Origin of the sequence: Streptomyces sp. NPDC001663 (assembly GCF_042893105.1) — a bacterium.
In the GTDB taxonomy this organism is placed as follows: Bacteria; Actinomycetota; Actinomycetes; order Streptomycetales; family Streptomycetaceae; genus Streptomyces.
Map to the genome: position 1 here is coordinate 38,577 of NZ_JBIAUR010000010.1, position 23,121 is coordinate 61,697.

The window sequence follows — 23,121 nt, forward strand, 5'->3', positions numbered from 1 at the left end:
TCAGGGCAGTTCGAAGCCGAGCGCCTTGGCCGCCTCCTCCGGCGTCGGCTGCGTCCACCGCTGCACCATCGCCTCGTTCGACGACAGCGAGCGCAGCTCCGCCCGGTCGAGGTACAGCGTCCCGTCGAGGTGGTCCGTCTCGTGCTGCACGATCCGCGCGGGCCAGCCGCTGAACACCTCGTCCACCGCACGCCCGTGCTCGTCCTCGCCCGTCAGCCGCACCTCGAGCGGCCGCGCCACGACCGCCTGCCAGCCCGGCACGCTCAGACACCCCTCGAAGAACGCGACTTTGGCCGCGCCGACGGGCTCGTAGGACGGGTTGACCAGCACCCGGAACGGCTGCGGCACCCGCCCGCGGGCCAGCCGCACCTCCTCCGGCACCGGTGCCGGGTCCTCGATCACCGCGATCCGCAGCGGCACCCCGACCTGCGGCGCGGCCAGCCCCACACCCGGCGCCTCGTGCATGGTGACGCGCAGTGCCTCGACGAAACGGGCCAGAAGTGCCGGGTCGAGCTGGCCGTCGAAGCGCTCGGTGCCCCGCCGCAGGACCGGGTCGCCGGCCGCGACGATGGGCAACGGGCCGCCGGTGGCGAGGAGTTCCTCGACCTGCTCGGCAAGGGGTGCGTGGTCACGGGGAGTTGCCATCGGGCCAGCATGCCATGACCGTCGGCGACAGACGTCTTGACGTGTGACACACGCCACTTGCGCCCCCGGGAACTCGGCGCCCTCCGCGCCCGACTACTGGACCGCTACGCCCCACCACGTCCCCGTCCCCCGGAGAAGCCCGCCGATGTCCACCGCTCCCTCGACCACCAAGGACGAGGTCCCGCAACCGGCCGCCGCACCGGCGCCGTCCCCCAGCAGATGGGCGCCGCTCCGCCCGCTGATCCTGCGCCTGCACTTCTACGCCGGAGTGCTCGTCGCCCCGTTCCTGCTCATCGCCGCCGTCACCGGTTTCCTGTACGCCGGCGCGTTCCAGGCCGAGAAGCTCGTCTACGCCCACGAGATGACCGTCGCGAAGGTCGGCGACACCAAGCTGCCGATCTCCGAACAGGTCACCGCCGCCCGCAAGGCGCACCCCGAGGGCACGGTCTCGGCCGTACGGCCCTCCCCGGAATCCGACGCCACCACCCGCGTGATGCTGTCCGGCGTCAAGGGCGTCAACCCCGACCACACCCTCGCCGTCTTCGTCGACCCGTACACCGCCAAGGTGCGCGGCGCCCTCGAACAGTACGGCTCGACCGGCGCACTGCCGCTGCGCACCTGGATCGACGAACTCCACCGCGACCTGCACCTCGGCGACACCGGCCGGCTATACAGCGAGTTCGCCGCAAGCTGGCTGTGGGTGATAGCGGGCGGCGGCCTGGTGCTGTGGTTCTCCCGTCGCCGCGCGCTGCGCAAGGTGCGCGGCACCAGCGGCCGGCGCCGCACCCTCGGCCTGCACGGCACCGTCGGCGTGTGGGCGGCCGCCGGGTTCATCTTCCTGTCAGCGACCGGCCTGACCTGGTCGACCTACGCCGGCGCCAACATCGACGAACTGCGCACCTCCCTCGGCCAGGCCACCCCGTCCGTCTCCGCCACGGCCGGCGGCGAGCACGCGGGCCACGGCTCCTCCGCCTCGGCGGGGGCGGGCGAGCACGGCGTCGGCCTCGACAAGGTGCTCGCGGCGGCCCGGGCCAAGGGCCTGTCCGACCCCGTGGAGATCGTGCCGCCCGCCGACGCGAACTCCGCGTACGTCGTCAAGCAGGTGCAGCGCAGCTGGCCCGAGAAGCAGGACTCGGTCGCCGTCGACCCCGCCACCGGCAAGGTCACCGACGAACTGCGCTTCGCCGACTACCCGTTGCTCGCCAAGCTGACCCGCTGGGGCATCGACCTGCACACCGGAGTCCTCTTCGGCCTGGTCAACCAGATCGCCCTGATGGCCCTCGCGCTCGCCCTGATCCTGCTGATCGTCTGGGGCTACCGCATGTGGTGGCAGCGCGGCCGCGGCTCCGCCTTCGGCCGGCCGATCCCGCGCGGCGCCTGGCAGCAGGTGCCGCCGCAGATCCTCGTCCCGGCCGTCGCGGTCATCGCCGTACTCGGCTATTTCGTCCCGCTGCTCGGCATCCCGCTCGCGGCCTTCATCGTCGTGGACGTCGTCCTCGGCGAGATCGCCCACCGGCGGCGACGTACCCCCGAATCCGGCCCGGCCGTGCCGTAGCACATCGGCACGGGACGGCGACACGGCCGGGGCCCGGCTCCTCCACGGAACCGGGCCCCGGCCGTCGTATGCGCGGCCTCGCTCAGACCTGCTCGAAGTCACCCGCGAGCGCGGAGGCGATGCGCAGGTGCGACTCGGCCTCCTCGTGTCGCGCCTGCCGCTGCAGGGTGCGGCCGAGCATCAGCCGGGCGTAGTGCTCCACCGGGTCACGCTCGACGATGAAGCGCAACTCGCTCTCCGCACGCTTCAGTTGGGCCGAGTGGTAGTAGGCACGCGCCAGCAGCAGCCGCGGTCCGGTCTGCTCCGGCACCTCCTCGACCAGCCCGCCCAGCACGCGCGCCGCCGCGGCGTAGTCCTTGGCGTCGAAGAACATCTGCGCGCGCTCCCAGCGCTCCGCCGGTGTCCCGTGGTCGTAGTACGTCATCTCCACTCTTGACCTCCTTCGCTGCACTCAACCGAACGAGGTCGTTGAACATTCCACTACGGCGGGGAGGGGCCCTCAGGCCGTCAGTGCGGCCAGTTCCGCGTCGGCCCGCTCGGCTATCAGGGTCAGCACGCGGCCGGCCGCCGCCAGGTCCTCCGCCGGGATGCCGGCGTAGATGCGGGCGGAGATCGGCGAGGTCTCGCCGGTCACCGTGGCGTGGAACTCCCGCCCGGCGTCGGTGGCGTGGACGCTGGTCCCGTCGGCGGCCACCAGCCCCTTGGCGATCAGTTCATCTATGACGCCCTGCACTTCGGACGTGTCGGCCTTGAGCGCGCCGGCGACCTGCCCGACGAGCGCCTCGCGCTCGACGGGTCCGTCCGCGATCGCGAGCGGGCGCAGGGTGATCTGCTGCTGGAAGGTGGCGCCGTGACGAGCCAGTACGTGCTCCAGGACGGCCCGCCCGGCGTAGTGGGCCAGGGCGATGACGCGGGGGTCTACGGCGGGTGCGCTGCTGTATGTGGGCGTGGGTGCGGTGGTGGTCATCACTGCTCCTTCTCGCTCTCACTGTTCTCGCTGAACGGATCAAGAGGTGCGTCGAGCAGGGTCGCCAGATCGCGGGTGAACTCCCGCGCACGCGGGCCGTCGAGGCCGCCCAGCGGCTGCATCAGCTGCTGAAGAAGTCCCTGTACGACCTTGATCGCGCGCCCGGTGACCTCGCGGCCCTGCTCGGTGAGGGCCAGCTGCACGGCGCGCGGGTCCCGGGGATCCCGGGTGCGCTCGAGAAGGCCGACCGATTCCAGACTGCGGGCCAGCTTGGACACGTACAGCGGCTCGAGCCCGGTGTGGTCGGCGAGGCGGCGCTGGCTCGGGCGCTCCCCGCCGCGCTGCATGCCGTACAGCGAGGCCACCAGCGAGTACTGCGCGTGGGTGAGCCCGAGCGGGGCCACCGCGCGGTCGACGGCGACCCGCCACTTCATCGACAGACGCCACACCAGGAAGCCGGGCGTCGCCTTCTCGGAGCCTCTGCTCATAACGGATACAGTACATGGCTACTATGTACATGGCTACTATTTATTCGAGAGGCCGCGAGACAGGCCGGGCTACGGCCTGACGCGACACCCCCGGCAGGGCTAGGTTGGCGCCATGAGCAATCTTGATCGCGAGGCGGTTCCCGCCGTGTGCGGCGGCCGTGGCTTCGTGGTGGCGGAGCCGGTGCGCGAACTCCTCAGCCCTCGCCGCGTCAAGCTCGGCGAGTCGACCGAAGTCCGCCGCCTGCTGCCCAACCTGGGCCGCCGCATGGTCGGCGCCTGGTGCTTCGTCGATCACTACGGACCCGACGACATCGCCGACGAGCCAGGCATGCAGGTGCCGCCGCACCCGCACATGGGCCTGCAGACGGTGAGCTGGCTGCACCAGGGCGAGGTGCTGCACCGCGACTCGACCGGCAGCCTGCAGACCATCCGCCCGCGCGAACTGGGGCTCATGACCTCCGGCCGGGCCATCAGCCACTCCGAGGAGAGCCCCCGCCCGCACGCCCGCTTCCTGCACGGCGCGCAGCTGTGGGTCGCCCTCCCCGACAGCCACCGCCACACCGACCCGCACTTCGAGCACCACGCCGAACTGCCGCTCGTCACGGCACCGGGCCTGAGGGCCACGCTGATCCTCGGCAACCTCGACGGCGCGACCTCGCCCGGCACGACGTACACCCCGATCGTCGGCGCCGACCTGACCCTCACCCGTGGCGCGGACGTACGCCTGCCGCTGGAGCCGGACTTCGAGTACGCGGTGCTGTCCATGTCCGGCGAGGCCCACGTCGACGGGGTGCCGGTCCTGCCGGGTTCCATGCTCTACCTCGGCTGCGGCCGCACCGAACTCCCGCTGCGCGCCGAGTCGGACGCGGGCCTGATGCTCCTGGGCGGCGAGCCGTTCGATGAGGAGCTGATCATGTTCTGGAACTGGATCGGACGGTCCCAGACGGAGATCGAGCAGGCGCGGCAGGACTGGATGACGGGCTCTCGGTTCGGAGAGGTGAAGGGGTACGACGGGGATCCGCTGCCGGCTCCTGAGCTGCCGCCGCTGCCGTTGAAGCCGCGGGGGAGGGTGCGCTGAACCACTGACATAGGGCCGGCTCGCGGTTGTCGGGTAGCAACAAGACCGAGAATCGTGGTCAGCTGACCCGGCAGCGGTACCTGCTTCGCGCCGACCGGTCTGAGGATCGGGCGGGCATCAGCAGGACATTGGCGGCCGACTGTTTCACTTGCTGTGCCGAGCGGGCGCCAGCGAGGCCAGTCCCGTGTCGATGAGTTGGGCTGCGCGTCGGACGTCGGCGCTGACCATGTCGTGCAGCTGCTCGGGGGTCTGGACGCGGTTCAGGTGCCTGCGTAGCGCCTGGAACTGGATGGGCCACAGGGCGAGCAGGGCGGTTGCGGCGATCTGTGGTTCGGGGTCGTCCGGGCTCATCTCATTGCGCCGAGCCAGGACTTCGGCGGCTACGGCGACCTGCTGGTCGGCCATGTCGCGCTGATAGGCCCGCAGGGACGGGGTGGATCTGATCAGCAGGCCGAAGCGCAGAAGCATGTTCTTTGCCTGGTCCAGGTCGTCCTGTTCGGTCAGCCAGGATGTGATGGCCGCCAACTCGCCGGACAGGATCTCCAGCACGGCCTCGACCGGCGACAGATCCGGATCGGCCAGCGTGGTCCGCAGGGAGCCCAACGTGGCCTCGCCCAGGTCCAGAACGAGGGACTCCTTGGTGGGGAAGTAGTTGAACACCGTCTTCTCCGACACCCCGCAGGCTTCGGCGATCTCGGAGACACGTACGGCGTCAAAGCCCCGTTCCATGAACATCTCGGTGGCCGTGTCCGACAGCTGCCGGCGCAACAGCCTCTTCTTGCGCTCCCGTAGTCCCTCGGCGGCGGGTTCCGCGTCGCGACGGCGCAAGGCCGTCCAGTCCACAGTGCGCATGCTCATTGGTGCAGCGTAGTCCAGTTCCAATAAAAGTTCAGTTGCTGTAAGTTTTCATTGACTGTAAATATGTGCTGCGCTTGACGCCCATGCCCGAGGAGTCCGCCATGAGCATCATCCACATCGTCCGCGACTACCCTCACCCGCCGCAGAAGGTCTGGCGTGCGGTGACCGATCCAGAACTGATCCCGCTGTGGACGGCCACCGGCGCCGGTGCCCGCCCGGAGGGTTTCTCGGCCACGGCCGGCACCACGTTCAAGTTCATCGCGAAGCCGAAGCCGGGGTGGAGCGGCGTCGTGCTGTGCGAGGTGCTGGAGGCATGTGAGCCCTCGCTGCTGCGCTACTCCTGGCAGGACGAGGGCGGCGGCGAGGTGACGGAGGTCGCCTACCAACTCGCAGCGCACGATGGCGGGACGCGTTTCACGTACCACCACACCGGTTTCACCGGCGCCGGAGGATTCTTCATGGCCAAGATCCTCGGCACCGTCCGCACCAGGATGCTCACCAAGGGCCTGCCCGCCGTGCTCGACGACCTCGAGGAGGACGGCACCCTGCGCCCGGACAGCGCCTTGCGCCCCAAGCGGCACTAGCGGTAGGCGGGCGGACATAGGGAGAGCGGCTCTGCTGGAACGACAGGTCGCTCCAGCCGTCCGCGCCTCAGCCCGTGCCACCGGCCTGTCATCCGGCGCTACGAGCATGCCGAGCCAGGTGACTTGGTGTAGCACTGCATGAACGCCCCGCCTGCTGAGGTGAGTTCGGATGGCTCGCGAGGAGTAAGCCTGCGTGGGTGTCTCCGGCCCGTTCGGAGGGGGAGCGGGCAGGCGTTCTGGTGAGGGCGCACGATTGTGGAGCCGATGTGATGACCCGGTCGGGGGCGCACTCGGCGTCTGCCCGCCCGAGCAGAGTGGTGAAGATCCGTTCCCGCGTGCCGGTCGACTGCCCCATGCTCACCGATGAAAATCGGCCGAACAGGGCATGATCACGGCCTAGTTGGCGGCGCCGAAACGCCTCAGGGTTCCCGGTGCGGCGACCCCGAGAACACGCGTTACCACAGGTCACAGGGTGCGCCTTCGTCGCCACGGCACCCGCAGTCGGTCGCCGATCCTTGGCCTCATCTTCAAAACGTAGGCACAAATTCCACACATCCCTCTCTTCAGACGGGGCTTGATGGTCTAGATTGACCGTGCCTCACATGCTGGGACACGAGGCGACAAATGGGGATCTATGGGTCCGCCGCTACGGACAGCCACTAGCTGCGTCTCCGGCGCCTGACGTGGGGGTGATGGATTCTTGGAGCCCGAGAGGGGCTTTGGGTGCGGGAGCACCCGAGGTTTCGACGGGTTCCCACGCAGCTCAAGCGCCTGGCAGGACATGCAAGTCTGCTGCCGCCAGGGTTGGTTGTTCACATAGTTCTGAAAGAGCCGCATGCGCGGGGGGCGGGGGCCTCCCGAGGGGGGAACAGCACGGCGGGAGGCGGGGGCCTCCCGAGGGGTGGACCAGTGCGGGGGGCGGGGGCCTCCCGCAGGGGGCGAAACAGTGTTGGGCGAACACGTCGTACCACTGGGGACCTTGGGGGGTTCTGTGCGGCAGGGGGGAATAGTCGGCCCTTTTCCGTCGGCGCGCGGGCGTCTGGCGAACGGGGCGATCGGCCAGCCAGCGATCGACTGGGAGCATCGGTACCGCCGTACCGTGATCATCAGCGACACCATGGCCACCGCCTTCGTGGTGGCGGCGATCGGCGACTTCTTCGGGGCCCGGGACGCGGCCAACTGGCACGAGAAGTGGGGAATACTCGCCTTCGGCACCCAGCTGCTGGTGCTGGGAGCGCTTGCGGTGAGCCGGTCGTGGTCTCCGGCCGTGCTCGGCCAGGGCGCCGAGGAATTCCGCCGGCTCGGCCGCTCACTGTTCACGGCGACCGTCGTCCTGGCGCTCGGCGGGATCGCCCTGACCTCGCGCAACATCAAGCTCTGGATATTCGTCGCGGTCCCCGCGATCGCGCTCGTCACCATGACCGCGCGGTATCTGCTCCGCCTGTGGCTGCACAAGCAGCGCAAGGAAGGGCGGTGTCTTAGACCGGTGCTCGCTGCCGGGAGCCCGGACACCGTGTCCGACCTGATCACCCGGACCCGCAAGTTCCCGCACATCGGCTGGCGGGTGGACGCGGTGTGCACGACCGACGGTCGCGGGCGCGACGGTGACGAACTCGACGGAGTGCCGGTCGTCGGCCAACTGGCGGACGTCGCCAAGCACGTCCGCCACGACGGCTACCGTGTCGTCGCGGTCACACCGGACCCGCACTGGTCACCGGAGCGGCTGCAGCGGCTGGCGTGGAACCTCGAAGGCAGCGATGCCGAGATGGTCGTGGCCCCCGTGCTGATGGAGGTGGCCGGCCCACGGCTGCACGTCGACGCGGTGCTCGGGATCCCACTGCTGCGGGTCAGCATGCCGACCTTCACCGGGGGCCGCCGGGCGATAAAAGAGGTCGTCGACCGGGTGGGCGCGGCGGTCCTGCTGGTGCTGTTCGCGCCGCTGATGGTGCTCGTCGCGCTGCTCGTACTGGTGGACAGCCGGGGTGGGGCGTTCTACCGCCAGCGCAGGGTCGGCAAGGACGGCCGCGAGTTCACCATTGTCAAGTTCCGCACCATGGTCACCGGCGCCCACGGAGCACGTGCCCAACTGGCCGCCCGCAACGAGGGCGCAGGCCTGCTGTTCAAGCTCCGCCGGGATCCGCGGGTGACCCGCGTGGGAGCAGTGCTGCGCCGGTACTCGCTCGACGAGCTCCCGCAGCTCTTCAACGTGCTGACCGGATCGATGTCGCTCGTCGGACCGCGGCCTCCGCTGCCGGAGGAGTCCGCCGCGTACGGCCCGGACATCCGGCGGCGGCTGCTGGTCAAGCCCGGGCTCACCGGCCTGTGGCAGATCAGCGGACGCAGCGACCTGCCGTGGGAGGAGGCGGTCCGCCTCGACCTGCGGTACGTGGAGGACTGGTCGCTGGCCCTGGACACAGTGATCTTGTGGAAGACGCTGCGTGCCGTGCTGCACGGGCAGGGGGCGTACTGATGCGCGGGGGTCGTCCGACCGGCGCGTGGACCGCAGGCCGAAAGGGCCTGCCTGGGGGGAGAGACGGGGCATGAGAGTCAGCGTTTTCGGGCTCGGCTACGTGGGCTGTGTATCGGCCGCGTGCCTGGCCAGCATGGGGCACGAGGTCATCGGGGTGGACGTCAACCAGGTCAAGGTCGACCTGGTCAACGACGGCAAGGCCCCGGTGGTCGAGGAGCGGATCGGTGAGCTCATCGCCGACGTCGTGCGGACCGGGGCGTTGCGCGCCACCGGCGACGTCCGCGAGGCGATCATGGGCAGCGAGATATCGCTGGTCTGCGTGGGCACACCGTCGGAGCCCAACGGCAGCCTGTGCACCACGTACTTGGAGCGGGTCACCGAGGAGATCGGCGCCGCGCTGGCCGAGCGCGGTGGGCGGCACACCGTCGTGTTCCGCAGCACCATGCTCCCGGGCACCTGCCTGAACCTGCTGGTGCCGATCCTGGAGAAGTACGTCGGCGGCACGGCCGGGGTCGACATCGGGGTCGCGGTCAACCCGGAGTTCCTGCGCGAGGGCACGAGCGTGCGGGACTTCTTCGACCCGCCCAAGACCGTCATCGGCGAGCTCGACCCGGCAAGCGGCGACGCGGTGTCGGCGCTGTACGACGGCCTGCCCGGTGAGGTGTTCCGGGTGCCGGTCCCGACCGCCGAGGCGATCAAGTACGCGGACAACGCGTTCCACGGCCTCAAGATCGGCTTCGCGAACGAGCTGGGCGCGGTGTGCCAGGCGCTCGGGGTGGACTCGCACCAGGTGATGGACGTCTTCCTGGCCGACCGCAAGCTGAACATCAGCCCCGCCTATCTGCGGCCCGGCTTCGCCTTCGGCGGCTCCTGCCTGCCCAAGGACCTGCGCAGCCTGGTCCACGCGGCGCAGCGGGCCGACGTCTCGGTGCCGATCCTCTCCCACGTGCTGGCCTCCAACGCCGACCATCTGCAGCGCGCGGTGGACCTGGTCGAGCGCACCGGCAAGCGTCGGGTGGGCCTGTTCGGCCTGTCCTTCAAACCCGGCACCGACGACCTCCGCGAGAGCCCGCTCGTCGAGCTGGCGGAGCGGCTCTTCGGCAAGGGCTACGACATCAAGATCTACGACGCCAATGTGAGCCTCTCCCGGCTGCTCGGCGCGAACCGCGAGTACATCGAGAGCCGGCTGCCGCACCTCGCGCAGCTGCTCGCGGACTCCGTCGACGAGGTGCTCGAGCACGCCGAGGTGTGCCTGGTCGGGACCAAGGACCCGGCCGTGGTGTCGTCGCTGCCCCATGAGGGCGGACCGGTGATCGTCGACCTCATCCGCCTTCCCGACGCCGATGTGCGCCGGGCCGAACCGGGGTACGTGGGCCTTGCTTGGTAACGCAACAAGCGGCGACGGGCCGGCCCGCCGCGCGCTGATTCTGGTGGAGAACCTGTCGGTGCCGTTCGACCGGCGGGTGTGGCAGGAGTGCACGACGCTGCGCGACGCGGGCTGGGAGGTGCACGTCATCTGTCCGCGGGGGGAGAAGCGGGACACGGAGGCGGAGGCGGTCATCGACGGCGTGCGGATTCACCGCTACCCGTTGCGCGCGGCCACCGGAGGACCGGCCGGCTACCTGCGGGAGTACGGATCGGCCCTGTGGCACACCGCCCGGCTGGCCCGCAAGGTCGGCCCGGTCCACGTGGTCCACGCCTGCAACCCGCCCGACCTGCTGTTCCTGGCGGCACGGTGGCTCAGGCGGCGCGGCGCGCGGTTCGTCTTCGACCAGCACGACCTCGTACCCGAGCTGTACCTCTCCCGCTTCGACCGGGGCAAAGACCTGCTCTACCGCGCCGTGTGCGCGCTGGAACGGCGGACCTACCGGGCCGCGGACATCGTGCTCGCCACTAACGAGAGCTACCGGGACGTCGCGCTGAGCCGTGGCGGCAAGCGGCCGGAGGACGTCTTCGTGGTGCGCAGCGCGCCCCAGGTCGACCGCTTCCAACCGGTGCCGCCCGAGCCGGAGTTAAAGCGCGGCAAGCCTCATCTGCTGTGCTACCTCGGCGTCATGGGCCCGCAGGACGGCGTCGACTACGCCCTGCGCGCCCTTGCGAAGCTGCGCGACGAACTCGGGCGCACCGACTGGCATGCGGTGTTCGTCGGTTCCGGCGACGCCTTCGACGCGATGGTGGAGCTGTCCCGGCAGCTCGGGCTCTCCGAACAGGTGCAGTTCACCGGGCGCATTCCGGACGCCGATCTGGTGCGCTACCTGTCCACCGCGGACGTATGCCTTTCCCCCGACCCGCGCAATCCGCTCAACGACGTGTCGACCATGAACAAGGTCCTGGAGTACATGGCGATGGGCCGGCCGATCGTCTCGTTCGACCTCCGGGAGGCGCGCGTCTCCGCCGGTGACGCCGCCGTCTACGCGCCCGCCAACGACGAGGCCGAGTTCGCGGGGCTCATCGCGCTGCTCCTCGACGATCCGGACCAGCGGGCCCGGATGGGCAAGATCGGCCAGGAGCGGATCGGCGGACCGCTCTCCTGGCAGAACTCGCAAGCGCAACTGCTCGCCGCCTACACCGCTGCCTGCCGGGACCATGCTCCGGTGTCGGCGGGTGGGCCGCTCCGTACGGGGAAGAGGCCGCTCCATTGAGTGAGGACACGATCCGTCTGGTCACGATCGGACGGATTCTCCGTCGACGGTGGCGGCTTCTCGCCGCACTCGCCCTTTTGGGCGCGCTCGTCGGCTACGGCACTTCGGTGCTGGTGTTTCCGCCGCGGTACACGGCGTCGGCATCGGTACTGCTGCCGGGGCTGTGGGAGGAGCGCGAACTGCTGACCCAGGTGGACATCGCGACCAGTTCGGCGGTGGTCGACCGCGCGGCCACCACGCTCGACTGGAAGGGCGTCAGCGGCGTCGAACTGCAGGACCAAGTGAGCGCCAAAGCTGCCGATGGGAACATCATCAAGATCTCAGGTACGGCCGACACCCCGGAGCGCGCGCAGCGGCTCTCCGACCAGGTGGCCCAGCAATTCGTCACCTTCGCCGCGCGGATCGCGGGCGGCAGTGCCGATCCCCAAGTGGCCACGGGGACCGAGGCACTGCGCAAGAAGGTTGCGGAGACCAACCGCCGCATCACCGACCTGGCCAATGCGGCCGATCCGGGGCAGACCGTGGAGAGCGTGCAGGCCCGCACCGAGCTCGAGAAGCTGCGCACCTCGCTGCAGGACGCCATGAAGAAGCTGGACGAGGCCGACCCGGCGACCAACAAGGCCAGCATGGTCGTCATGGGGCCGGCGGCCCGGCCGACCGGCGCGGCAGCACCGACGCGGGTGCAGCTCATCGTCGGCGGGGCGCTGCTGTTCTTCCTGGTCGCGATCATCGGCCATCTCGCCGCCGCACGGGTCAGCCGTCGGCTGCGCACCGAACCGGAGATCGCCGCGGCGCTCGGCTCGGCGCTCCTCGGCACCATCGACGTGCCTGGTGAAGAGCGCTCACACCGGCCGGAAAGCCGTGGCACACGGGCCCGGATCCGCCGGCTTCTCGACGTCGACACCCGGTGGGACATACCGACCCCACTCAGGTCCGGCGACGAGGCCGACAGGCGGATCCGCTACCGGCGGGTGTGCGCCCGCCTCCGGGACCAACTGCCCGCTCCCCGGCGGCTGCTGGCCGTCGTGCCGGAAGGCGACGAGGTCGCCCGCCGGGCCGCCGGGCAGCTCGCCGCCGAGGCCAAGGGCGATCCGCTGCTGCGGGTGGTGGAGGTCTCGGTGGACCGGCCGATCGTGCCGGACCGCGACACCGAGTCCGGTGCCGTGGTCGTCCTCAGCGCGGGCAGCTGGACCGCGGAGGAGCTCGCCGGCATCGCCGAGGCGTGTGCGGACGGCAGGCACGAGATCGTCGGCATCGTCCTCGCCGGCACGGTCCGCACCGGTCCGACGCGGACCGTCGAGCGTCCTTTGGACGATGCCACGTTGACGTTCGCGGTTCGCGGCCATGCGACGGGAGGTTCAGCGTGACGACGAGTACGACGTCGGAGTCGTCGGCCGCCACTCCGCTCATCGACCTGCAGGCGCTGGTGGTCGCGGTCCGCAGGCGCCGCCGTCTCTGGTGCGCCATGGCGCTGCTGGGACTGCTGATCGGCGCGGCGATTGCGGTCCTGCTGCCGCCACCGCCGGCCGCGTCGACAAAGGTGCTGGTCGCGCATGCAGAGGACCAGCCGAACGACACCGGAACGCTGATCCGCACCGACGTCCAACTGCTGGGCACCACACAGATCGCCGACCAGGCCCTGCGGTCCCTCAAGTCCCCGGAAAAACCGGAGGACTTCATGCGGGACTACCGGGGCACCGGATTGTCCAACAACGTGCTCCAGATAGACGTGACAGGTGCCACCGAGAAGGAAGCGGTGGCCCGGGCCAAGGCACTGGCCGATGCGTTCGTCGCGGACCATGCGAAGCGGATACGGGACATCGCCAACGCCGAGGCCAAGGGCCTGCTCGACCAGCGTGACCGCATGCAGGACGAGCTCACCGCGGTCAACAAGGAGATCGGCGGCCGATCGCCGGACAGCGACCCGAAAGCGTCGGCGAGCATCGAGTCGCTCTTCGCCCGCCGGGCCGATCTCACGTCACGGATCGCCGACTTCGGCCAGCGCGCCGAGGAGGCGCGCATCGGCACGCCCCAGCTCATCGCCGCCACGCAGATCGTGGACGCCCCGCGCGCGGTGCGGCACTCCCTGCCCAAGGCCGTCGTCACCGACGCCGTGATCGGACTCGTCCTCGGGCTCTTCCTCGGGCTCGCGCTGGCCGCGGTCGGCGTGGTGGTCGCGGACCGCCCCGTGCTGCGCCGGGACATCGCGGCGAACCTCGGCGCCTCGGTCATCACGGAACTGCCCCGCCGGTCGGGCAGGCTGTGGCAGCGCCGACGGACCCGAGTGAAACGCGAACGGCTCACCGCGACCCTGGCCCGCACCGTGCGCGGCTCCACGGAACCGCTGTCGCTGCTGGAACTGGGCTGTGCGCGCAGCACGAGCGTGATCGCACTGGGCCTCGCCCGGGCACTGGCGGCGGACGGGCCTGCGGTCATCGTCGACGGCCTGCCCGGCCCGCAGCTCGCCAAGCGCCGCCAGAAGCCGGGAGACCCCACCGTGGTCAGCGGTGAACGTGCCGCGACCGTGTCGCCCGAGGAGCGCCGGATCGGCGTCGGCTCGGTGGCGCCCGGCACGGCGTGGACCGACCTCCAGTACCTCGGCACCCAGACCGTGCTCGTCGTGCGGGCCGGGCACGGCAGCGCCGCCTGGCTGCACACCGTGGCGCGGCAGCTCGCGGACCAGCGCATTCCGGTGATCGGTGTGGTGCTGATCGACCCCGATCCGCGTGACCGGACCGACGGCACGCTGTGGGACGGGCTGCACACCGCGCTGCGCGGCCGCAGCGAGATACCGGCCCAGCAGAACGGGACGAGCCAACGGCGCACGGCACGGCTGCCGGTGTGGGCCGCACAGGGTCCGGACAACGACCAGGAGGTGCGGTAGCACATGTGTGGCATCGCAGGCACTTACCGATGGCCGGACGGAAAGGCCGTGACCGACCGGCTCACCGACACCCTCGCCCACCGCGGACCGGACGGCGCGGGCCGCTACGGCCACCCCGTCGGTGACGCCGAAGTACAGCTCGGGCACCGTCGGCTGGCCATCATCGACCTGTCCGAGACCGGCGCCCAGCCGATGGTCTCGGACGGCCTCGCCCTGACGTACAACGGCGAGCTGTACAACGCGCCCGAGCTGCGTGCCGAGCTGGCAGCCGCCGGGGTGCGCTTCCGCGGCACCTCCGACACCGAGGTGCTCCTCGAGGCCTGGCGGCGCTGGGGCACGGACTGCCTGCCCCGGCTGCGCGGCATGTTCGCGTTCGGCATCTTCGACGAGCGCACCGGTGAACTGGTGCTCGCCCGCGACCAGTTGGGCATCAAGCCGCTGTTCCTGCTCCGGCGCGGCGCGGGCCTGGTGTTCGCCTCCGAGCTCAAGGCGCTCGCCGCCGCGACCGGCGGGTCGCTGGAGGTGGACCACGCGGCGCTGGTGGCCTCGCTCCTCTACTACTGGGTGCCGGACTCGCGCTGCGCGTTCCGCGAGGCGGAGAAGCTGCCGCCGGGGAGCTGGCTGCGGATCCGGCCCGACGGCCGGGTGGAGCGCGGCAGTTACTGGAACCTGAAGGACGTCGCCGCCGAGGGCCAGGAGCGGGCCCGGGCAGGCGAGCAGCCGGACCTGGCCGCCATCGTCGAGGAGTCGACCCGGCGCCACCTGCTCTCCGACGTACCCGTGGCGACCTTCCTCTCCGGCGGCCTCGACTCCAGCTATCTGACCGCCCTCGCGGCCCGCCACCAACCCGGGATCTCCGCCTACACGATCGGATTCCGCGCCGAGGACGCCAAGTTCGAGGCGATGCCGGACGACCTGCGCTATGCCCGGCAGGTGGCCGAGCAGTTCGGCGTCGACCTGCACGAGATCGAGATCGCCCCGAACGTGCTCGACCTGCTGCCGCAGATGACGTACAGCCTGGACGAGCCCATCGGCGACCCCGCAGCGATCAACACGTACCTGATCTGCTCGGCCGCCCGGGAGGCCGGGGTCAAGGTGATGCTCTCGGGGATGGGTGCCGACGAGCTGTTCGCGGGCTACCGCAAGCACCTGGCCAACCTGCTCGCGCTGCGCTACCAGCGCGTCCCGCGGCCACTGCGCCGCGGGGTGTCCGGGGCCGTGGACCGGCTGCCGGTCGCCACGTCCCGGCGGGGGTACCGGTCGGTGCGCTTCGCCAAGCGGTTCCTCTCCTTCGCCGATCTGCCGGAGGAGACCGCGTTCCGGCGCAGCTACACCATGTACGACCAGGACGAGCTGCTGGCCCTTCTCGATCCGGACCTGGCCGGGACGGTCGAGGACGTGCTGACCGAACATGCGGACGTCTACCAGGACAACGACCTCGACGACTTCGTCAACCGCATGTGCCTGACCGACGCCCGGATGTTCCTGCCGGGCCTGAACCTCACGTACACGGACCGCTCCAGCATGGCCGCCTCGACCGAGGTGCGGGTGCCGTACGTGGACGTCGAGGTGGTCAAGGCGGCGTTCGCCGTGCCCGGCAATCGCAAGATCGCCGGACGGCAGGGCAAGGCCGTCCTCAAGGAGGCGGCCACCTCGGTCCTGCCCCGGGAGATCGTGTACCGGCCCAAGGGCCTGTTCAGCGCCCCGCTGCGGGCCTGGATGAGCCGGGACCTGGCACCGCTGGTGCGCGAGGTGGTCAACGACGGCGAGCTCGTGCGCTCCGGGTTCCTGCGCCGCGACGCGCTGGCGCGCATGGTCGCCGAGGACGCCGCCGGGCAGCAGGACTTCTCCAAGCATCTCTGGCATGTGCTGACCCTCGAGTACTGGTACCGCGACGCGACCTCCGGGACCGGCCGGAGCGCTCGCTCGGCGGCATAGAAGACGGCGTAGAAACAAGGGGACTTCGGTGAAACAGGTTGTACAGAACTACAAGAGCGGCGAGCTGGCGGTGCTCGACGTTCCGGTGCCGGGATGCAAGCCGGGCGGTGTGCTGGTCCGCAGCGCCTTCTCGCTGATCTCCACCGGCACCGAGCTCATGAAGGTGTCCGAGGCCGGCATGTCGATGCTGGGCAAGGCCCGCTCCCGGCCGGACCAGGTGGCCAAGGTCATGCAGAGCGTGGCCACCAACGGGCTGCCCGCCACCTACCGCAAGGTGATGGGCAAGCTGGACTCCTACACGCCGCTGGGCTACTCGCTGTGCGGGGTCGTCGAGCAGGTCGGCGCCGGCATCGACGACGTGAAGGTCGGCGACCTCGTGGCCTGCGCCGGCAACGAGCACGCCCTGCACGCCGAGCTCAACTGGGTGCCGAAGAACCTCTACGCCCCGGTGCCGGACGGCCTCGCGCCGCAGCACGCGGCCTTCGGCACCGTCGGGTCGATCGCGATGCAGGGCGTCCGCCAAGGAGAGCCACAGCTCGGCGAGGTGGCGCTGGTCATCGGCCTCGGCCTGATCGGGCAGCTGGTGGTGCAGCTCCTCGTCGCCTCGGGCGTCCGCGTCGTCGGGGCCGACCCCGACCCGGTGCGCTGCGAACTCGCCGAGCGGCTGGGCGCCGCGGCCTGCGGCGACCCCGCGTCCCCGGCCGTGGAGGCCGCCGTCGCCGAACTCACCGACGGACACGGCGTGGACCAGGTGTATCTGGCCGCCGGCGGCGGCAGCAACCAGCCCGTCGAGCTGGCCGCCCGGCTCTGCCGGGACCGCGGCCGGGTCGTCGACATCGGCAAGTGCCGCCTGGACCTGCCGTGGAACGCGTACTACGAGAAGGAGCTCGACGTCCGGTTCTCGCGCTCGTACGGCCCAGGGCGCTACGACCCGGAGTACGAGCTCGAGGGCCGCGACTACCCGATCGGCTACGTGCGCTGGACCGAGCGCCGCAACCTGGCGTGCTTCCTCGACCTCGTCGCCCGCGGCCGCGTCGACGTGGAGCCCCTGGTCTCCCACATCGCCGACTTCGACGACGCGGTCGAGACGTACCAGCGCCTGAAGGACGGCGAGTTGAAGGCCGTGGCCGTGCTGTTCCGCTACCCCGAACACGCCGGGGAAGCGGAGGAGGCGGGGGCCCCGGCGGTGGCCGTGCCCGCGGTGAACGTGAAGCCGAGTCCGGCCCGGGCCGCCAAGACGCCAGTGCGCCTCGCGTTCGTCGGCGCGGGAAACTACGCGACGTCGATGCTGCTGCCGCACCTGGCACAGCGTGAGGGCGTCGAGCTGTCGACCGTCGTCACCACGACAGCGCTGTCCGCGGCCAACGCGCAGCGGAAGTTCGGCTTCGCCGAGGCGACCACCGATCTCGACGCCGTGCTCGGCGACAAGTCCATCGACGCGGTGTTCGTGGTCACCCGGCACAGCTCACACGCCGAACTCACCCGCAGGGCACTGCTGGCCGGCAAGACCGTGTTCGTGGAGAAGCCCCTGGCCCTCACCGAGGACGAGCTGGCCGGCGTACTCGCGGCGGTGGAGGAGTCCGGCAACGACCGGCTGCAGGTGGGCTTCAACCGCCGGTTCGCGCCACTGCTGCAGGAGGCCAGGAAGCGGTTCGGCGCCCGGACCGGTCCGGCGAGCCTGCGCTACCTGGTCAACGCGGGCCGGCTGCAGCACGGCAGCTGGTACCTCCAACAGGGCACCGAGGGCTCGCGGTTCGCCGGCGAGGGCGGACACTTCATCGACACGGCGAGCTGGCTGCTCGAGGCCGACCCGGTCTCGGTGTACGCGACCGCCACGTCCGGCAACGAGGACCTGCAGGTCGTCCTGCGCTACCCGGACGGGTCCACCGCCACCATCAGCTACGTCACCACCGGCGCGCCCGGCTTCCCCAAGGAGACGCTGGACCTGGTCGCGGACGGCAAGGTGCTGCGGCTCGACGACTTCGTCCGCGCCTCGGTCTACGGCCCCAAGAAGTGGGTCAGTTCGCGGCTGCCCAAGGCCCGGGACAAGGGACAGAACGCCGAGCTGGCCGCGTTCATCAAGGCCCTGCGGACCGGCGGGCCGATGCCGGTGCCGCTGGAGTCGCTGGTCGCCACCACCGCGGCCACCCTCGCCGTGCAGACCGGCCTGGCCGGCGGCGCGCCCGTGACGCTGGAGCGGGCGCGATGACCATGAGCGCGGGCTGGTACCTGCGCCGGCTGTCCCGGATGGGACCGCAGGAGGTCGCGGGCCGGGTGGGCGACACGGTGCGCAGGCGGCGGTGGCGGTCCGCGCGGCCCAACTGCCCGAGCGTGACCGGCGCCCGGTTCACCGCGGTCCTGCCCGCCGGGACGATCGCCGCGGTACCGCCGGACGCCGCGAAACGCCTCATCGCCGAGGCGGACCGGCTGATGTACGGGCACGCCGAGTTCTTCGGGGTGGTCCGCGACGACCTCGACGACCCGGACTGGTGGTGCGACCCGAAGACCGGGCGCCGGGCTCCGTGGGGCTACGCCTTCGACGTGCCGTACCGCAACGAGGACGCGGTCGGGGACATCAAGCAGATCTGGGAGCTGTCCCGGCACCAGTACCTCACCCAGCTCGCCGCCGCCTACGCGATCACCGGGGACGAGCGGTACGCCGAGCGCGTGGCCGAGCACCTGAGGTCGTGGTGGGCGGCCAACCCGCCGCTGCGCGGCGTGCACTGGATCAGCGGCATCGAGCTCGGCATCCGGCTGCTGTCCTGGGTGTGGATCCGCCGGCTGCTCGAGGGCTGGCCGGGCGCGGCCGAGCTGTTCGAGGGCAACCCGGTGGCGCTGAACCAGATCTGGCACCACCAGCGCTGGCTGGCCGCCTTCCCCAGCCGGGGGTCGTCGGCGAACAACCACATCATCGCCGAGGCCGCCGGGCAGTTCGCCGCGGCCTGCGCGTTCGACTGGTTCCCCTCCTCGGAGCGCTGGCGGGCCGACGCGCTGCGGTCGCTCGAGCGGCATCTGCGCGGCAACACCTTCCTCTCCGGCCTCAACCGTGAGCTGGCCTCCGAGTACCACGGCCTGGTGCTGGAGCTCGGTCTGGCCGCGGTGGCCGAAGCGGATGCCGCGGGTGTGCCGGTCCCCGCGACCCTCCGCCTGGTGCTGCTGCGGATGACCGACGCGCTCGCGGCCGTCGTGGACAACCGGCTGCGGCCGCCGCGCCAGGGCGACGCGGACGACGGGCACGGTCTGGTCGTGGACGGCGCGGGCACCGACCGCTGGGGCTCGCTGCTTGCCACCGGGGACGCCGTGTTCGGCCGACTCGCATGGTGGCCGGCGGTGACCGGCACCGATGTGCGCACCCCGCTGCTGGCCGCGCTCATCAAGCCGTACTCGAAGAAGGAGACCGCACCGGCCGTGACCCGCCCGGCAAGCCGACCGGGCCACTTCGCCGACGCGGGGCTCACCATCCTGCGCGGTCCGGGAGAGATCTGGTGCCGCTGCGACGGTGGTCCGCACGGCTTCCTGTCCATCGCCGCGCACGCCCACGCGGACGCGCTGTCCGTGGAGGTCCGGCACGACGGGGTCGACGTGCTCGCCGACCCGGGGACGTACTGCTACCACGGGCAGCCCGAGTGGCGGCAGTACTTCCGGTCGACCCTCGGCCACAACACCCTGCAACTGGACGGCGCTGACCAGTCCGTCTCCGGCGGCCCGTTCCTGTGGACCCGGCATGCCAACACCCGCGTCCTGGTCGCGGACGCGACCGACGCCTCCGACGGGGGTACGGCCCGCTGGAGTGCGGAGCACGACGGCTACCAGGACTCGGTGCACCGCCGCCGGGTGGAGCTGACGGCCGAAAGCCAGGAGCTGCGGGTGGTCGACGAGGTGCGCGGCCCGCGCCGGGCCGTGCAACTGGCGTTCCACCTCGGCCCGGCGATCACTGCGGACCTGGTCGGCGACCGGGCCGAGCTCACCTGGACCCGGGACGGCGAGGCACGTTCCGCGGTGCTCGACCTGCCAGGGGAGCTGTCGTGGCGGGCGCATCGCGGCGAGACCGACCCGCCGCTGGGCTGGTACTCCGCCGGATTCGGGCGCAAGGAACCCGCCACCACGCTGGTCGGCACCGGCTTCACCGACGGCACGGAGGGCTTCACCACCGTGCTCAGGTTCCGCGGCTAGGGGGGCGAGTGGGGAGCAAGATGCGGCACTGGGCGTTGGCGGCGGCACCGCTGGCGCTGGCCCTGCTGGCGACCGGCTGTGAGAGCGCGTCGGGCGCCGGGGCGGAGCCGAAGGCCAGGTCCACCACGTCCGCCACGTCCGCGAACCGATCCCTGGCCCGGGTGTGCGCCAAGCCCGCGGCCGGGCCGACGAAGGCACCGGCGGGCGCGGTGACGGTCGACCCCGCGAAGGTCGGCGACCTGGCAGCGAAGACCAAGAGCAGCCCCCCGAACACCACGTTCTGGCTTCGACCGGGCAAGCACACGCTCGACCCCGACCGCTACGCCCAGGTCATCCCCAAGAAGGGGGACCGCTACCTCGGCGCGCCGGGCGCGGTGCTCGACGGCCGGAAGAAGAACCAGTACGCGTTCGCCGGCACCGCCGGCAACGTCACCATCCGCTACCTGACCGTGCAGGGTTTCGTGGCGCCGCCGGACGAGGGCGTGGTCAACCACGACTCGGCCGACGGATGGGTGATCGAGCACGCGACGATCCAGAACAACTCCGGCGCCGGGCTGATGGCCGGTGCCCGCCAGCAGGTCCGCGCCAACTGCCTGCGCGACAACGGCCAGTACGGCATGAACGCGTACAAGGCCACCGGCCGTATCAGCGGCCTGGTGGTCGAGGGCAACGAGATCGTGGGCAACAACACCGGCGACTGGGAGCGGCGGCGCAAGGGCTGCGGCTGCACCGGAGGCATCAAGTTCTGGGACGTCAACGGCGCCGACGTGAGCGGCAACTGGGTGCACGACAACCGCGGAACCGGGTTGTGGGCGGACACCAACAACAACGACTTCCTCATCGAGAACAACGTGATCGAGGCCAACGACGGTGCCGCGCTGATCTACGAGATCAGCTACAACGCGGTCATCCGGAACAACACGATCCGGCGGAACAACTGGGTCGAGGGCCGCAAGGCGGCCGAGAGCGGCGACAGCTTCCCGTTCGCGACCATCTACCTGTCCGAGTCCGGCGGCGAACCACGGATCAAAGCCCGCACCGACAAGATCGAGATCTACCGGAACAAGCTGGAGGACAACTGGTCCGGGATCACCCTGTGGGAGAACGCCGACCGGTTCTGCAACAGCCCGGCCAACACCTCGTCCGGTGACTGCACTCTGCTGGTGAAGGACATCAAGCGCTGCGCGAAGCCGGCGATCGCCAAGGCACCGCTCTACTCCGACTGCCGGTGGAAGACCCAGCGGGTGGACATCCACAACAACCGCTTCGTGCTCGACAAGTCCGTCCTCAAGTGCACGGAGAAGTGCGACCGAATGGCGCTCCTCGCCAACTACGGAACCTATCCGGACTGGTCGCCGTACAAGGGCGAGCGGGTGGCCGACGCGATCACCACCAAGCAGCACAACCGCTGGCACGACAACGTCTACATCGGACCATGGAAGTTCATGGCCCAGGACACCAGCCGGGTGCTCGACTTCGGGCAGTGGCAGACCACGCCGTACCAGCAGGACGCGGGCAGCACCCTCGACCTACGGGCCGGTGGTTGAGATGGGCGTGGACCTGACGCGCGGACCGGACACTGCGGGAACGCAGCCCGGCGCCGCCCCGCGTCCTGCCGGCACACCGAGGATCGTCGGGATCGTATGGGGGCTGCTGGTCCTCAACACGCTCGGCTCCGCCGGGGCGAAGACCATCGTCCCGCTGCCCCGCTCCCTCATCCAGATGGTCACCATGGGCGCGCTGGTCGCCGCGTTCACGCTGGCGCTCGCGGTCAATCTCCGGTTGCGCATCCGGGCCAGCGCCTACGTGTTCCTGCTCACCCTGCTGCTGGTGACGAGCGTGATCTCCAGCGCGAACCTGGAGTCCGGGTTCGGCGCGCTGTTCCGCTGCTTCCGGCTGACTCTCTTCGTCGGCACGCTGTGGCTGCTCAGCCGCTGGTGGGACGGCAGCCTGACGTTCGTCCGGCACCACATCCGGATGTACTTCGCGGTGCTCGGATCGGTGGCCGCCGGCCTGGTCGTCTCACCGGGCGCGGCCCTGCCCGACCTCTACGGCGGACGCCTTGTCGGCGCGTTGTGGCCGCTCACCCCGCCGCAGATCGGCCAGTACGCCGCGGTGATCATCGGGCTCACCGTGCTGCTCGTCCTGGGCCGCCGGACCGACCGGGCCAGCGCCGTGCTGGTCATCGTGCCGTCCTTCGTGCTGCTCGCGCTGACCCATACCCGGACGGCCACGCTCGGCCTGTTCATCGGGTTGGCGTTGGCGATCGGCTCGCTCATCCTCACCAGCGCCGCAGCCCGCCGGTTCTTCACCTGGGCGGTGCTGATCGCCGTGGTGGCCGCGGTGGGGTTCGCCTCCGCGCTGCAGTCGTGGTTCCTGCGCGGGCAGAGCAAGGAGAACTTCTCCAGTCTCACCGGCCGGGCCAAGGTCTGGGACGCCCTGCTGGCTGCGCCCCGGTCGACCTCGGAGCAGTTGTTCGGCGTGGGCCTGGGCGACAAGTCGTTCGGCGGGCTGCCGATCGACAACAGCTGGCTGGCCGTCTACAACGAGCAGGGTCTGATCGGCGTCACCCTCGTCGCGTTGATCATCATCGTGCTGGGCGGCGTCGCGTTGCTGCGGCCACCGTCGCTGCAGAGGGCCTGCGCGATCTTCCTGATCAGCTACTGCGCGATCGCGTCGTACACCGAGGCCGGGCTCGGCGACGCCTCGCCGTATCTGCTGCATCTGGCCCTGGCCGCCTCGCTGTTGGCGGCACCCGCCGAGGCCGCGCCTCTCTCGACGCCCGAAGCCCCTCGACGACACATCCCGCGCTGGGCCCGTAGATCGGAGGTGACCTGAG

18 protein-coding genes are annotated in these 23,121 nt (G+C 70.7%); 13 read left to right on the plus strand and 5 right to left on the minus strand.

The annotated features are described in order from the left end of the window. Nucleotides 1–645 carry a peptide deformylase gene (locus ACFY1L_RS30375; protein ID WP_388831184.1) on the minus strand — a complete coding sequence of 215 codons (645 nt, stop codon included), beginning with the start codon at nucleotides 643–645 and terminating at the stop codon, nucleotides 1–3. Nucleotides 646–790: 145 nt separating this feature from the next. On the opposite strand from ACFY1L_RS30375, the gene ACFY1L_RS30380 reads away from it, so the two are divergent. Beyond that, on the plus strand, nucleotides 791–2,200 hold the full coding sequence (locus tag ACFY1L_RS30380) for a PepSY-associated TM helix domain-containing protein (protein ID WP_388831186.1): 1,410 nt from the start codon (nucleotides 791–793) through the stop codon (nucleotides 2,198–2,200). Nucleotides 2,201–2,282: 82 nt separating this feature from the next. On the opposite strand, the gene ACFY1L_RS30385 is transcribed toward ACFY1L_RS30380, so the two are convergent. The 3 genes from ACFY1L_RS30385 to ACFY1L_RS30395 all read right to left on the minus strand — a co-directional run bounded on the left by ACFY1L_RS30385 (nucleotide 2,283) and on the right by ACFY1L_RS30395 (nucleotide 3,655). Further along, nucleotides 2,283–2,630: a tetratricopeptide repeat protein gene (locus ACFY1L_RS30385; RefSeq protein ID WP_388831188.1), complete on the minus strand. Its 348-nt coding sequence runs from the start codon at nucleotides 2,628–2,630 to the stop codon at nucleotides 2,283–2,285. Nucleotides 2,631–2,699: 69 nt separating this feature from the next. Beyond that, nucleotides 2,700–3,167, minus strand: a complete 468-nt coding sequence (locus tag ACFY1L_RS30390) for a MarR family winged helix-turn-helix transcriptional regulator (RefSeq protein WP_388831190.1) — start codon at nucleotides 3,165–3,167, stop codon at nucleotides 2,700–2,702. Further along, nucleotides 3,167–3,655, minus strand: a complete 489-nt coding sequence (locus ACFY1L_RS30395) for a MarR family winged helix-turn-helix transcriptional regulator (RefSeq protein WP_388831192.1) — start codon at nucleotides 3,653–3,655, stop codon at nucleotides 3,167–3,169. Before ACFY1L_RS30395 ends, ACFY1L_RS30390 begins: the two co-directional genes overlap by 1 nt. Nucleotides 3,656–3,767: 112 nt before the next feature. Here ACFY1L_RS30395 and ACFY1L_RS30400 point away from each other — a divergent pair, with 112 nt between their 5' ends. After that, the gene (locus tag ACFY1L_RS30400; protein WP_388831194.1) at nucleotides 3,768–4,733 is read left to right on the plus strand and encodes a pirin family protein; all 966 of its coding nucleotides are present in this window, start codon (nucleotides 3,768–3,770) and stop codon (nucleotides 4,731–4,733) included. A gap of 144 nt (nucleotides 4,734–4,877) precedes the next feature. Here ACFY1L_RS30400 and ACFY1L_RS30405 read toward each other — a convergent pair whose 3' ends face one another. Next, nucleotides 4,878–5,591: a TetR family transcriptional regulator gene (locus ACFY1L_RS30405; protein ID WP_388831196.1), complete on the minus strand. Its 714-nt coding sequence runs from the start codon at nucleotides 5,589–5,591 to the stop codon at nucleotides 4,878–4,880. Between the two features lie 101 nt (nucleotides 5,592–5,692). Between ACFY1L_RS30405 and ACFY1L_RS30410 the strand changes: the two genes are divergently transcribed. The 11 genes from ACFY1L_RS30410 (at nucleotide 5,693) to ACFY1L_RS30460 (ending at nucleotide 23,120) form a co-directional block, all read left to right on the plus strand. Next, nucleotides 5,693–6,175 (plus strand): SRPBCC domain-containing protein, encoded by a 483-nt coding sequence (locus ACFY1L_RS30410; protein ID WP_388831198.1) that lies wholly within the window; start codon nucleotides 5,693–5,695, stop codon nucleotides 6,173–6,175. Between the two features lie 991 nt (nucleotides 6,176–7,166). After that, the gene (locus ACFY1L_RS30415) at nucleotides 7,167–8,645 is read left to right on the plus strand and encodes a sugar transferase (RefSeq protein ID WP_388831200.1); all 1,479 of its coding nucleotides are present in this window, start codon (nucleotides 7,167–7,169) and stop codon (nucleotides 8,643–8,645) included. A 70-nt stretch (nucleotides 8,646–8,715) separates the two neighbouring features. Further along, nucleotides 8,716–10,032 carry a nucleotide sugar dehydrogenase gene (locus ACFY1L_RS30420; RefSeq protein ID WP_388831202.1) on the plus strand — a complete coding sequence of 439 codons (1,317 nt, stop codon included), beginning with the start codon at nucleotides 8,716–8,718 and terminating at the stop codon, nucleotides 10,030–10,032. Beyond that, nucleotides 9,989–11,287, plus strand: coding sequence for a glycosyltransferase family 4 protein (locus ACFY1L_RS30425; protein WP_388831204.1), 1,299 nt, complete (start codon nucleotides 9,989–9,991; stop codon nucleotides 11,285–11,287). The genes ACFY1L_RS30420 and ACFY1L_RS30425 overlap by 44 nt, the downstream gene beginning before the upstream one ends. Next, on the plus strand, nucleotides 11,284–12,654 hold the full coding sequence (locus tag ACFY1L_RS30430; protein WP_388831206.1) for a Wzz/FepE/Etk N-terminal domain-containing protein: 1,371 nt from the start codon (nucleotides 11,284–11,286) through the stop codon (nucleotides 12,652–12,654). Before ACFY1L_RS30425 ends, ACFY1L_RS30430 begins: the two co-directional genes overlap by 4 nt. After that, nucleotides 12,651–14,171, plus strand: a complete 1,521-nt coding sequence (locus ACFY1L_RS30435) for a Wzz/FepE/Etk N-terminal domain-containing protein (RefSeq protein WP_388831208.1) — start codon at nucleotides 12,651–12,653, stop codon at nucleotides 14,169–14,171. The genes ACFY1L_RS30430 and ACFY1L_RS30435 overlap by 4 nt, the downstream gene beginning before the upstream one ends. A 3-nt stretch (nucleotides 14,172–14,174) precedes the next feature. Beyond that, nucleotides 14,175–16,109 carry an asparagine synthase (glutamine-hydrolyzing) gene (gene asnB / locus ACFY1L_RS30440; protein WP_388831210.1) on the plus strand — a complete coding sequence of 645 codons (1,935 nt, stop codon included), beginning with the start codon at nucleotides 14,175–14,177 and terminating at the stop codon, nucleotides 16,107–16,109. 28 nt (nucleotides 16,110–16,137) lie between these two features. Further along, on the plus strand, nucleotides 16,138–18,318 hold the full coding sequence (locus ACFY1L_RS30445; RefSeq protein WP_388831212.1) for a bi-domain-containing oxidoreductase: 2,181 nt from the start codon (nucleotides 16,138–16,140) through the stop codon (nucleotides 18,316–18,318). Further along, complete coding sequence (locus ACFY1L_RS30450) at nucleotides 18,315–20,282, plus strand: alginate lyase family protein (RefSeq protein WP_388831214.1); 1,968 nt, start codon at nucleotides 18,315–18,317, stop codon at nucleotides 20,280–20,282. Before ACFY1L_RS30445 ends, ACFY1L_RS30450 begins: the two co-directional genes overlap by 4 nt. 8 nt (nucleotides 20,283–20,290) lie before the next feature. Beyond that, entirely contained in the window at nucleotides 20,291–21,829 is a 1,539-nt protein-coding gene (locus ACFY1L_RS30455; protein ID WP_388831216.1) for a right-handed parallel beta-helix repeat-containing protein, read from the plus strand. Nucleotide 21,830: 1 nt separating this feature from the next. After that, nucleotides 21,831–23,120, plus strand: a complete 1,290-nt coding sequence (locus tag ACFY1L_RS30460; RefSeq protein ID WP_388831218.1) for an O-antigen ligase domain-containing protein — start codon at nucleotides 21,831–21,833, stop codon at nucleotides 23,118–23,120. The last annotated feature ends 1 nt before the right edge of the window (nucleotide 23,121 follow it).

Coding starts and splice junctions, on each gene's coding strand:
- ACFY1L_RS30450 (WP_388831214.1), top strand. CDS start 18,315: ATGACCATGAGCGCGGGCTGGTACCTGCGCCGGCTGTCCCGGATGGGA.
- ACFY1L_RS30420 (WP_388831202.1), top strand. CDS start 8,716: ATGAGAGTCAGCGTTTTCGGGCTCGGCTACGTGGGCTGTGTATCGGCC.
- ACFY1L_RS30390 (WP_388831190.1), bottom strand. CDS start 3,167: ATGACCACCACCGCACCCACGCCCACATACAGCAGCGCACCCGCCGTA.
- asnB (WP_388831210.1), top strand. CDS start 14,175: ATGTGTGGCATCGCAGGCACTTACCGATGGCCGGACGGAAAGGCCGTG.
- ACFY1L_RS30405 (WP_388831196.1), bottom strand. CDS start 5,591: ATGAGCATGCGCACTGTGGACTGGACGGCCTTGCGCCGTCGCGACGCG.
- ACFY1L_RS30380 (WP_388831186.1), top strand. CDS start 791: ATGTCCACCGCTCCCTCGACCACCAAGGACGAGGTCCCGCAACCGGCC.
- ACFY1L_RS30395 (WP_388831192.1), bottom strand. CDS start 3,655: ATGAGCAGAGGCTCCGAGAAGGCGACGCCCGGCTTCCTGGTGTGGCGT.
- ACFY1L_RS30375 (WP_388831184.1), bottom strand. CDS start 645: ATGGCAACTCCCCGTGACCACGCACCCCTTGCCGAGCAGGTCGAGGAA.
- ACFY1L_RS30460 (WP_388831218.1), top strand. CDS start 21,831: ATGGGCGTGGACCTGACGCGCGGACCGGACACTGCGGGAACGCAGCCC.
- ACFY1L_RS30410 (WP_388831198.1), top strand. CDS start 5,693: ATGAGCATCATCCACATCGTCCGCGACTACCCTCACCCGCCGCAGAAG.
- ACFY1L_RS30400 (WP_388831194.1), top strand. CDS start 3,768: ATGAGCAATCTTGATCGCGAGGCGGTTCCCGCCGTGTGCGGCGGCCGT.
- ACFY1L_RS30425 (WP_388831204.1), top strand. CDS start 9,989: ATGTGCGCCGGGCCGAACCGGGGTACGTGGGCCTTGCTTGGTAACGCA.